Raw genomic sequence first — 11,832 nt, 5'->3', positions numbered from 1 at the left:
GGAGGTTTGATAGGTGAACTTCACATTTCGAAAAAAGTCCACTGCACTGAAGTACAATTTGATCGGCCTGACTGTCGGCATACTGTTAGGACTTATTGCGATTATTCTCGTGGCTATCTTCTTGGGTTCTCCGTGGAATTGGATTGTCATGGTAATCGGAGTGCTTGTACTTTACGGTGGCACTCGCAGTCTGCTCGTCCTGATGAAGGAAGCTCACTCCATTGGCACGGAGGGGCTTGATTTCAAGTATTTTGGTTTCCATCTACATATTCCTTACCATGAAATTGATCGAGTAGAACGTTATACAGGAACATTGCCACGTTTTCTGGAGCTGCCTCACAGTGAACAGAAATATTCTCCTGACAACAAGACCCTCTACCTTGTAGCAGATACTGCGGAAATGATCGAAGTAACGATGAAACAACCGACCGAAACACCTCTTCCATGGCCGAGCAAAGAAGTGATCAACTTCTCCAAGCTCATATTCAGCGTAGATGAACCCACGAAGTACCTTGATAAGTTATCTGAATATTTCAGTGATGAACAACCCAGTTCTGAAGCTAGTGTCGAAGTACAGCGCTCAATCTCGGATATTGCTGCTGCCAGTGAGACACTGAACGGTTCAGTGCCCCGTTCAGAAGCAATACGAACGAAACGAAAGGAATTCATCGGAACAAGGGAAGGCAAGGCGATCAAAATTGCGGGTTTGCGCAAAACATATGGCAATTTTGAAGCAGTAAAGGGCATTGATCTGACCGTCGAGCCAGGTGAAATTCTAGCATTCCTTGGCAGCAATGGGGCAGGCAAAACTACTACAATTAAAATGTTGATAGGCTTGCTTGATCCGACGGCAGGAGAGATTACGATATGCGGAAAAGACTTGTTCCAAGATGGCTTATCTGCGCGGAAGCTAATCGGTTATGTGCCGGATAACCCGCTGCTGCGCGAGGGACTGACCGCACGTGAATTCCTGTGGCTCGTTGCAGGCTTGTATCATATTCCAGAGCAGGAGGCCAGAGCTCGAACGGAGGAACTGTTGAAGGCGCTCAAGCTAGAACAATGGGGCGATCATCTGATCCGTGGCTTCTCCCTAGGGATGAAGCGTAAGATGGCGATAGCAGCAGGGTTGATTCATCGCCCCAAAGTACTTCTGCTTGACGAAGTTACGAATGGTCTTGACCCTCGTGCTGCACGTGAGGTCAAGGATCTAATCGTTGATGCTGCCAACCAGGGAACAGCCATATTTATAACGACACATATCCTTGGCTTGGCAGAAGAATTGGCGGATCAGATTGCAATTATTGATCGTGGTCAGTTGCAAGCATTAGGAACGATGGATGAACTCCGAACGCAGCTAGAGATGCCAGATGCGAATCTGGAACAGATCTTCCTCTACTTGACTGGTAATGTGCCGAGCGTGGAGGTGACGTGATGGCAAGCTCACATACAACACGTGCGCTAGTTCGATCCATCTTGCAAGAGAAATGGAATCAATCCTGGAGATTCAACAAATGGAAGCTTGGGTTATGGCTAAAGCTGGCTCAATTGTTTGTCGTCGGTTGGATTGTTCTTTTGCTTCGTGATGCATCTGTATACAGCTTCGGTCTCGTTGTGTCCTTCATATTATTATTATCTGTGTTTTTGAGCGTGCTTGATATATTCGGTAAGCAGGAAGGGCAGTTATATTCAGACCGATTCATGCAATTCGTACACATATCAGCTTGTCCTCCTGCACATGTGCTGCTTGCTTTTGTGATTGCAGAGCTGCCCTCTAAGGCATTTACATCTCTATTAACAGCAATCGTACTAAGCAACCTTTTGCCGTATGATATTGTTGTTTGGGCAGCACCACTATTGTTTCTTATCAGTTTATTCGCTGGATTGATTGGAGATTTGTCCGGCTTGTTGATGCTGGTAATCTTGGTTCGAGTGATGCCTGCTATCTTGGGAGCAATACGGGCTGTTATACCTGGAATAATTATTGCTTTACTTGTTTATGTGGTGTATATTCTATCGAATGGAATTCCTATAGAAGCTATTGGATTGTTGCTGCAAGAATATCAAGCGAGGATCTACTTAGTTATAGGTATGTTGATGTTTCCAGGTATTGGGATGCTGATCGCTTTGTGGCTTGCCCCGCTGCGAATTGGTGCATTGTATCGGGATGGTTGGAGAGAAGCTTCCAAGCGCTTCGATGCTGGAAAAAATGCGTCTTCCCAATCCAGATGGCCTGCATTGATGTCGGGTCCAATAGGCGCAATTCAAGCAAAGGAATGGCTGCAGTTGAGACGTAATCGCATAACGTATGTGCGGCTGTTGTTCCTTGCTGCAGGCCTAATTGCCGCATTCTTTGCAGGTCCGATAATTGCTGCTCAGGATGATTCCTTACGTATGGTGATTGTTCTGGCGGCAGGCTTGCTCGTTGCTCTGTTAAGCTACGGAGAGGTTCTTGCCGCGATGTTTGTCGGGGAAGGGCGCAACATGGCTTTTTACATTATTTCTGGCACACATCCAGGGCACTTGCTGCTTGGCAAGATGCTGTCTGGGATGCCGCTTGGCGGCATTAGCTTAGCAAGTACATGGGTGTTCGCTCTGTTCAGTGGAATGTCCATAAGTGAGCAGATTCATGCGGCTGTTATCGGTGGGCTGCTTGGAATCGGCATGATTGTCATCTTGATTGGAGTTTCTGCAGTAGGCATTAATCTAAGCGAATTCGATAAGGGAGACGAAAAGCAAACCTCCTCTGAAGTTAGTGAACAGCTTCCAAGCGGGGTGGGTTCCTGGTTAGGCATTGGGGTGGCACTGCTTTACTGGATGATCGGTTCTGTTGCTGGTGGTGCGGATCTTCCAAACTGGGTTACATACCTGTTCGTTGCCGTGCTCATTATGATGATGATTCTGGCGTATGTTCTAGGCAACTCCCGTCTCTGGAAATTAATGCTGCGCGGCAAATGATAAGGAAGTTAAGCGGTTCACGACAGACCAATTACAGCCACATTCGTCAACCTCTATTGCCTTAATGGACGTTGTAGATAATAATAAGGAATAGGTAAGTTTGCAAGAAGCTGCGCCAGGTGTCGAATGCGCGGCTTCTTCTGTTGTGCAAGGAAAGAGGTGAGAGGATGAAGACGCTTGTCGTGGCAGAGAAACCGGATATGGGCCGCAACATAGCTTCTGTCATTGAACCGAGAGGACGGAAGCATCGAACTCATATTGAAGGTGAACGGTATATTATTACATGGGCGATTGGACATCTGCTCAGACTAGCTGAGCCTGAAGTGTACGATGCCAAATATAAACGTTGGAACTTCTATGATCTACCAATCCTCCCGTCTGCATTCAAGATCGTAGCGGAACGCCGGACGAAGGATCAATTGAAGATCATTGGCGAGCTGGCCAAGCAATGCAGTACAGTTGTGAATGCATGTGACGCAGGGCGGGAAGGTCAATATATTTTCGCGCTTATCCAACAGCACTATAAGTGGAAGCAACCCGTCAAGCGCTTATGGATTTCGGATTTGACCGCTGAAACAATACGTCGCGGATTCGAGGAGCTGAAGGGAGCGGAACATTATGAGCGGCTGACAGCCGCGGCAAGAGCTCGCAGCGAGGCGGATTGGATTATCGGGATGAATGCTTCACGTGCTTTCACGACGAAGCATAAAGCCTTATTGTCCGTTGGGCGAGTGCAGACGCCTGTTCTCGCGCTCATTTATGATCGGGAGCAGGAAATTGCCGCCTTTCAGGCTGAATCGTACTTCGATATAACGGCTGTCTTTCAACAAGGGGACGTTATCTACAAAGGGATAAGACAAGGCGATCGAATCGTGGACGAGCAACTGGCAACTAGCATCGCAGATAAGGTAAGAGGAAGAGAAGGGCGCATTGCGGAGTATAATGTGAAGGAAGGCAAAGAATACCCTTATAAGCTGTATGATCTTACGCTGCTGCAGCGCGATGCCAATGCGCGATACGGCTATTCTGCGAAAAAGACCCTAGACATTGCACAGGCCTTGTATGAAAAACATAAAGCAATTACGTACCCGCGCACGAACTCGAACTATGTCACCGAACAGAATATCGCAGGTATGCATCAAGCACTGAACATGCTGAGGAACATGCAGGAGTATGCCGCACTAACCGGGCAGGCAGATCCGAAACGAGTCCATCGTAACAATCGCGGGGTGTGCAATCCTGACAAGGTGGAGGATCATCATGCAATCCTTCCGACGACGAAGCGTCCGGGTACATTGTCTTCGGAGGAAGGCAAGATCTATGATCTTATTGTGCGCCGTATGCTAGCGCATTTCTATCCCGTGGCGGAGTACACGTTATATACGGTGCTGACAGAGGTGGAGCAAATCGTCTTTAAGACGAGCATGAAGCAATGGCGAGTACGAGGGTGGAAAAATCTCTATGACGGATTAAAGGAGAAATCATCCGCCCGGACTACCAAACGTTCGAAGCAAAAGGACGAGGACGATGGCGATGAGAAGTCCTCATCGACAGAAGAGATTGTAGAGCTTGGAGAAGAAGATGCCTTTCAGCTGATCAAGGAGCAGCCAGTAGATTGTAAGGAAGCGGAGACTGCACCGAAGTCCACACAGCCCCCAAAATCGTATACGGAGGGTACGCTGCTGAAGGCAATGGAAAGCGCGGGAAAGCAGTTGGATAATGAGGAGCTTCGCGATGCGATGAAGGATGCAGGACTGGGAACGCCAGCGACGCGCGCAGCGACAATTGAGCGCTTGAAGCAGGTTGGTTATATCGGTATGACAGGCAAGCGCTTGACATTGACAACGAAGGGAAAGACTGCGGTTGAACTTATTCGCGGAGCCGGCGTTAATCTGCTTACTTCACCGGAGATGACGGGGCAATGGGAGCGCAGATTGACGCAGATCGCCCGAGGTGAGGCTTCCGAGGATGTGTTCATGGAGGCAGTGCGTAAGTTCACATTACATGTCATAGATTGCGTTGAGAAGCAGAAGCCGGTGTCGGCTGACGTGCTCGCGCTAATTGAAATTGACAAGAAGCCTGGGAGCAAAGGAACTGGAAAAAGAGCGGGAAACAGAAAATCCAATGGAACCAGCGCATATACGGACAAAAACGGCACGTCTGATGATGCTCGAAGTCATGCCGCTATGTCAAGTAAAACAGTCTCTACAATTTCGGACAGAGGCAGGCAAGCGAGAACGAGCAGTTCACCGCAGCCGCCGGAAACATTCGGGCTATGCCCGCGCGAAGGTTGCGGCGGAACGATTATTGAAGGACGCAAGGGATTTGGCTGCTCGAACTACAAACAGGGCTGTAAATTCGTCGTGTGGAAGAAACAGTTGGTGATCGGCAAAACAATATCTGCAGTGATGATGCGCGATCTGCTAGAGAAGGGGACAACCAAAAGGCTTAACTTCACGAAGGGAAACGCAACGGTCAAAGGGAGACTGGGCTTCGCCAATCGTTCAAGCGGGGATTTGAAGATTTACGAAGATTGAGGGAAGCCATGTATGACAACACAGCATTGCTGCTGCGGTTATACATGGCTTTTCGCCCTAACCCGTGCCTAAAGCCGGCAGTGAACTGTGATCTATTTATTTGCTAGATGGCTTTAGGCCTTTACTTGACTTGGTTTCTGCACTTGGGACGTCAACCACTTTAGGATGACACGTGGAACGTCCGCGAGCCGTTCGATTGTATACAATGCGCCTTGTGGCTTTGTTTCGATCTCGACAACATTGTAGAACCACTCATTAGGCCGTTTTAAATAAATGACATTTAGGCCAGCCATAAGCCCGGGCTCCACATCGGTACGAACCGAGTTGCCGATCATCCATGTATTGGCAGGCTGGAAGTCCTGATCCGCGACGATGTCCGCCAGCGCTTCCGCTGTCTTATGCTGCCTGATAAATATGCGATCATCGAAGTATTGGGACAGCTTCATTTGATCAATTTTACGCTGTTGAATAACAGGCTCTCCGCCAGTGTATAAATACAGACGGTGACCTGCATCCCGTAGTTGTTCTAGTGTCTCGACCATACCTGGATAAGGCTCGATTTCCATTTCGTAAACGCTCATTCCCAGCTTTCGCAGAAATTCGACTTCTTCATCTGACGTTTCTCTCCCGGTAAGGTTGGAGAAGTGATGATAAGCGCCGATGAGAGAGCGCGGGAAGTGCTCGCTCTCAAAGCCGTTCTTATGCACGCCTTCAATATCGAATTGGGATTGTATGGACTTAATCCCCGCAGTTGGGATGTTCCATGTTCTGAACCATGTCGCCATTGTATCCAAAAATTGATGGATGACGATGTCAAAGTATTTGTTGCAATAAATGAGTGTGTCATCCATGTCGAACAGTATCGTTTGCTTAGGAATTGATGTAGTCAATATAATTTCCCCCTTGCGCTTTTCAGACTTGACAAGCGTGAGGAGGATAACGATGATCTTCCATTACGCGAACATTGTCAGTCGTTACTATTGCACTTGTACATAATCTTCTAAAAATACAGACAAGTCGGACAACCCTTCCTGACGAAGAGCAATAGACTCCGAATTGCCGTCCCAATAGGTACGTATATATCCAGCGGATCGAAGAACGGCCAAATGATGCTTCACAGTTCCTTTGGATAACCCGAGATGCTGCTGAATATCAGTGAATGATCGTGCACCTTGACTGACGAAGCGCAGCAGTTGCAGCCGCTCATGATCAGCAAGTGCCTGGGTCATGCGGAGAAGGTTGTGAGATGGTATACAATCATCTTCTTCAGGTTCGTCCACTGCGTACAATACAAGCAGCTTGTTTTTGAAGGTGCACGTATTATTCATGGGACGATAATGCCACATTGGAGCAAGGATACACTCGCGAATCTGATTTTGCTCATCGCGGATGACGATGCCGTTTGTGGCGACTTCAACAACTTCTTCTGGATTTATTTTGCTCATTAAGAGCCGCTTCTCATGCGCATCTTGCTGCAAAATAGGCTCCCATTGCGGCAATGTATGAGAGATATAGTGCTCATACCAGCATTTCAATGCAGGAACATAGTGTAGCTGACACTTCTCTCTCGTGAGAGGCTTCTCGGACAGACCATATTGATCCTGAATGAGCTTCCACTGCTCTTCAGTTGCCTGTTCCAGATGCTTGATGTACCCGGTGATCTGACTGCCGCCAGCGTATTCAAGCGCCATGGCATACAGCATGTCATAATCCGTTAACGAATATCGCTTGATCTGACGGGCGTGCTCGTCCCACTCGGCGGGCATCATTTGCTCTGCTTGACGTACCCACGTCATGCCGTTGTCTACGTTGCGAATCCATTTGCGGTGTACAAATAGCATGAAGCTTCCAATAAGTTCATATACCGATGAACAGTCGATACGAACATGATAGGTCATGCCTGCGTAGCCTCCTTGGTAAATGACAATGACTGTCTTCGTTTATTATGAATTGTATTGCATAGCATTGTCTACTATAATTGTGAAATGTTCATTTGATAGAGGAAATGGGGAGGTTTAAAAGAATGGCATCTTGGCGGAACGCGACAGATTCCCCAACTTGGAAATTTATCATTCTCATCATTGTCGTTATGATTACAGGTTTAAGCCAGGGTCTACTGCTGCCCTTGCTTACGATCTTCTTGGAACGAATGGGCGTTCCATCTGACTTGAATGCGCTGAATGCTACTGCTCTATATTTAGGTGTGTTTTCTATGATGTTCCTTGTAGAGCGAATACTCATTCGGCTTGGTTTTAAAAAAATGCTGCTTGCTGGCATGGTATCGGTTACGATTGCATTAGCATTGTTTCCGATATTCCCAAACATTTGGGTATGGTTCATTTTGCGGATTGTCGTAGGTCTTGGTGACAGTGCGCTGCACTATGCGACACAGCTTTGGGCTGTGTCTGTCAGTCCTGCGAATCGACGGGGAAGAAATATATCATTATATGGTATGGCATATGGAGTAGGCTTCAGCTTCGGACCATTAGGCATCAATCTCTTGGCCATACATGACTCTGCGCCGTTCATCGCGATTGTTCTTATGTTCTTGATCGTCATGGCGATTGTATATGTGAAGCTGCCAAATGAGCAGGCTGCGATGATGAAAGACGGATCTAGACCGGAGAAGCGCTACCGCCGCTCCTATCAATGGGCATGGTTCGCGCTGCTGCCTGCATTCCTATACGGGTATATGGAAGCTTCCATGAACAGCAACTTCCCGGTGTATGCGTTGCGTCTCGGCATGGAACAGCATTGGATATCCTACTTGCTTCCGTTCTTCGGGATCGGAGGACTTATCCTGCAGCTGCCATTAGGTATGCTTAGTGATCGCATCGATCGGAAAAAAGTGCTGATGGGATGCGGTATCTTAGGGGGAATTGGCTTCCTTATCATCCCGCTTGCAGGGACGAATATTTGGGGGATTCTCATAATGTTCATGCTTGTTGGCGGATTAGTAGGTTCGTTCTTCTCTTTAGGCTTGGCGTATGCAGCAGACATATTGCCGAAGGAATATTTGCCTTCCGCTAACGTGATTGCATCCATACATTTTAGCTTAGGGAGCATCGTTGGTCCGAATTTAGCGGGCATCGGCATCCAGTACGTATCAGTCGGCAGCATGTTCTACTTGCTCGGCATTTGGTATATTGGCTTCTCGCTACTTGGCTTCATATTCAGGCGGCACAATAAAACGCTTGCAAGTTAGGGGCTGCCTTCCTTACACTAAGAGTAGTGTTCTTCATTCGCTGCGACCTATGGAACGATATAAATAATCTTTTGCAGCGCAAGAGCAGTGAACGGCCATTGTCGGAATGGAGAGGAGTCTTGACGATGATTAAAGTAGATCAGTTAGTGAAGCAATACCCTCCTGATCAGAAGGTATTGAAAAATATTAGCTTTGAGGTTCACCCGGGAGAGTTTATTGGTGTAATAGGCGCAAGCGGAAGCGGGAAGTCAACCCTGTTGAAGTGTCTGGCGTTGCAAGAAAGATGGACGAGCGGAAAGTTCATTGTTGACGGAGTCGATATATTTGCCCAGCAATGGAACGGCAGACGCAAGGTAAAGCGGGAATTCGCGTACTTGGAGCAAAACCCAGTACTATCTGACAATCGCAAGGCGTTGAAGAATGTTTTAATCGGACGCTTCCATCAAACTCCGCTGTGGAGAATGGCAACAGGGATGGTTCGTTCTGATGACTATATGGGGGCAATGGACACAATTGAGCAGCTTGGCTTATTGGACAAGGCTCACAAGAAGTGCGGTGATTTGAGCGGTGGGGAAAAGCAGCGTATTGCTATTGCCAGAGCGCTCGTTCATGGTGCAGATGTGCTGCTTGCGGACGAGCCCGTGCTTGGCTTAGACCCGCAATCTGCTGAATCTGTGTTATCGACATTCCGAGATCTGTGTGCCAAACAGCGCAAGATCGTTATAGCTGTATTCCATCAGGTAGAGCTTGCGGAGAAATATGCAACGCGCTTATGGGGGCTCCAAAACGGTACGATTGCTGTAGATGTAAAGGGCAGACGGCTGCTGCAATCAGAGAAGGCACTTATTCTTTAGTTTTATTTTGTCAAAAGTAAATAGGCAATTGTCAAGCCATCTCTAAAAGGTGCATAGGATATAGAGTGGGAAAAGAAGAACGCCCAACTTTAAACTATTCATACATCCGTAGGAGGTGGCTTTTTTATGCTGTATCCATTGCCGATTACGATCGAGCCTCATGTTATTCGTAAGCCCAATCTGGAGGTGTACGTTCCTGTCGTGGTGGATCCGAAGCATCCACAAGCGGCGGAGCGTATGAATCACACGATCCAAAAGCAGGTCATGGAATTAATTCGTACTTCTGGCTATGAGGAAGATCCGAAAAATATTCAGGTGCAGGGCTGGTTTGAAATTAAATTAAACGAAAGAGGATATCTAAGCCTTACCTTGAGTGTTTACGACTATCCTTATCATGCCGCGCACGGAATGACGTATCAGCGAGGATTGACTTTCGAGACGGAGACAGGAAAACTGTTGTCTCTGCCTGAATTGTTCAAGCCGGGAGCCCCATATGTGGATGTATTGTCTAAGCATGTGGCTGCCCAGATCAAGGAGAGAGATATCGAAACACTTGAGCCATTCAAATCTATACGGCCTGATCAAGATTTCTACATGACGGATAAAGCACTGGTTCTCTTCTTCCAGCTTTATGAGATTGCGGCTTATGTATATGGTTTCCTGTACTTTCCGATATCCGTATATGACTTAAAGGACATCAAGGCGGAAAACGGGATTATCGATAAGTTGTGGTATTAATGGTGTTAAGTGGTGTTTATTTGCAGGCAATCGTTATTAACTTGGATATCGGCTAGGCGTACTCCTGATAAAGTAGAAAAGGATACAAGGTTTGTCACGGGATTGTCACCATTAGGTGACTCTTTTTTTTTATAATAATAGAGTATGCCTGTAATTCGGATTTTGAGCATTAGCACTGGTATTTCATGAAGAAGCAAAATGATAGAAGCAATAAAGGAGGAATGGCATGTATGATAAAAAGGCGAACAATACGTAAAGCATCGCTCTTCCTTCTACTGGCAAGTTTACTGCTAAGCGGATGTGAGTGGGTTCAAGATCCTAAATCGATGCTGAAGGAACCGCGATTGTCCGCAGATAAAGCGAATTTAAAATCAATTATTGATTCTCAGAAGCCTGAAGGAGCCAATGTCATTCGGCCGCGCAATGCAGACGATACAAGCACGATCCGCATTGCTGACCTTAACAATGACGGCAAGGGAGAAGCAATCGTGTTCTACGAGACGCCAGACAAGGACGTTCGCATTCATGGGATGATCTTTAAGTCAGAAGGGGACACATGGACAAAGGTGTTCGACTTCGATGGTGAAGGCACCCAGTTGGATCGGGTGGAGCTGGTGGATCTAACTGGAGATAAAAATCTGGAGCTCGTAGTTGGTTATGGAAGCAATGACACAAAGCTGAACAAAGGGCTGGTTGTGTATCGATTTACAGATACGGAAATGATTCGAATGTTCGAACAGCCATATTCCCAGTTCGTTATCGATGATCTAGATCAGAGCGGCAAAAATAAATTGTTCATTTTGAATAATCGAACAGGCCAAAGCCAAACGGCGCAACTCAGTGCGTTTGATTATCAGAATGGAAAGCTGATCAAGTATCAAGATTTGAAACTGTCATCTTTGGCTAATTCATATACCAATATGGTCTCCGGATTTATTTCGAAGGATCGGAAAGGAATTGTGCTTGATGCGATAGCGGGGGCCAATTACTATCTTACAGATATCATTGGGATGAAAAAGGATCAAACGCTCCAGGCGCTGCTTCAGAATGGCTTGGGTAACAAAAAAGAAGAGATTCTTAGCATGGATATGAACAGTGATGGAATTATAGAAATTGGAAAGCCTGAAACTCCTCAAGGCTGGGATCAATTATATCAGCCGTATGAGATTCCTTATTTCACTAATTTCTTCCAATGGGATGGACAGCAAGGCTTGAAACTGGTAGAGAAGCAATATCGCGATCATTTGAATCGCTTCCATTTGACTTTCCCAAAATCATGGTATGGACGTGTAACAGTGGATACGAAATCGAAAAAAGATGAAATGCTCCGCTTTGTCGATCTGCATACGAACGAAACGTTCGCCATCATCCGCTTCTTTACACCGGAGGCATGGGAGTCCTACAAAGAAAAATGGACGTATCTAAGTTCATTTGGGGACAAGATCATCGGCATCTATAGCAAGGAGCCGCTTACAGCGAATAAAGCTATTCCGAAAATACCGGAACTTATCAAGAGCGACAGTGATTCTTAAAGGATATGAAG

General features: G+C 46.8%; 9 protein-coding genes. 7 read left to right on the top strand and 2 right to left on the bottom strand.

All coding sequences use genetic code 11. From position 1 onward, the window contains the following. The first annotated feature begins 13 nt into the window (after positions 1-13). From NO352_RS11700 to NO352_RS11690, 3 genes are all read left to right on the top strand, one after another. Entirely contained in the window at positions 14-1,432 is a 1,419-nt protein-coding gene (locus tag NO352_RS11700) for an ABC transporter ATP-binding protein (RefSeq protein WP_289355731.1), read from the top strand. Next, complete coding sequence (locus tag NO352_RS11695; RefSeq protein ID WP_005549945.1) at positions 1,432-2,955, top strand: hypothetical protein; 1,524 nt, start codon at positions 1,432-1,434, stop codon at positions 2,953-2,955. Before NO352_RS11700 ends, NO352_RS11695 begins: the two co-directional genes overlap by 1 nt. Before the next feature lie 167 nt (positions 2,956-3,122). Continuing rightward, positions 3,123-5,492 (top strand): type IA DNA topoisomerase, encoded by a 2,370-nt coding sequence (locus NO352_RS11690; RefSeq protein ID WP_289355730.1) that lies wholly within the window; start codon positions 3,123-3,125, stop codon positions 5,490-5,492. 113 nt (positions 5,493-5,605) lie between these two features. Here the strand turns inward: NO352_RS11690 and NO352_RS11685 are convergent, their stop codons facing one another. Together NO352_RS11685 and NO352_RS11680 are read right to left on the bottom strand one after the other, a co-directional pair. Continuing rightward, complete coding sequence (locus NO352_RS11685; RefSeq protein WP_289355729.1) at positions 5,606-6,382, bottom strand: HAD family hydrolase; 777 nt, start codon at positions 6,380-6,382, stop codon at positions 5,606-5,608. Positions 6,383-6,469: 87 nt separating this feature from the next. Next, complete coding sequence (locus tag NO352_RS11680; RefSeq protein ID WP_005549951.1) at positions 6,470-7,390, bottom strand: ArsR/SmtB family transcription factor; 921 nt, start codon at positions 7,388-7,390, stop codon at positions 6,470-6,472. Positions 7,391-7,515: 125 nt separating this feature from the next. On the opposite strand from NO352_RS11680, the gene NO352_RS11675 reads away from it, so the two are divergent. The 4 genes from NO352_RS11675 (at position 7,516) to NO352_RS11660 (ending at position 11,821) form a co-directional block, all read left to right on the top strand. Then, positions 7,516-8,697 carry an MFS transporter gene (locus NO352_RS11675; RefSeq protein ID WP_289355728.1) on the top strand — a complete coding sequence of 394 codons (1,182 nt, stop codon included), beginning with the start codon at positions 7,516-7,518 and terminating at the stop codon, positions 8,695-8,697. Between the two features lie 125 nt (positions 8,698-8,822). Beyond that, positions 8,823-9,551: a phosphonate ABC transporter ATP-binding protein gene (locus NO352_RS11670; protein WP_005549956.1), complete on the top strand. Its 729-nt coding sequence runs from the start codon at positions 8,823-8,825 to the stop codon at positions 9,549-9,551. A 126-nt stretch (positions 9,552-9,677) separates the two neighbouring features. Continuing rightward, complete coding sequence (locus NO352_RS11665; RefSeq protein WP_005549957.1) at positions 9,678-10,289, top strand: DUF3298 and DUF4163 domain-containing protein; 612 nt, start codon at positions 9,678-9,680, stop codon at positions 10,287-10,289. A gap of 230 nt (positions 10,290-10,519) precedes the next feature. Next, complete coding sequence (locus NO352_RS11660; protein WP_268599875.1) at positions 10,520-11,821, top strand: hypothetical protein; 1,302 nt, start codon at positions 10,520-10,522, stop codon at positions 11,819-11,821. The last annotated feature ends 11 nt before the right edge of the window (positions 11,822-11,832 follow it).

Source organism: Paenibacillus sp. S-12 (genome assembly GCF_030363895.1).
GTDB lineage: Bacteria > Bacillota > Bacilli > Paenibacillales > Paenibacillaceae > Paenibacillus_B > Paenibacillus_B alvei.
Note: the sequence above shows the minus strand (reverse complement) of the source record. Positions and strands in the feature narration are given on the sequence as shown.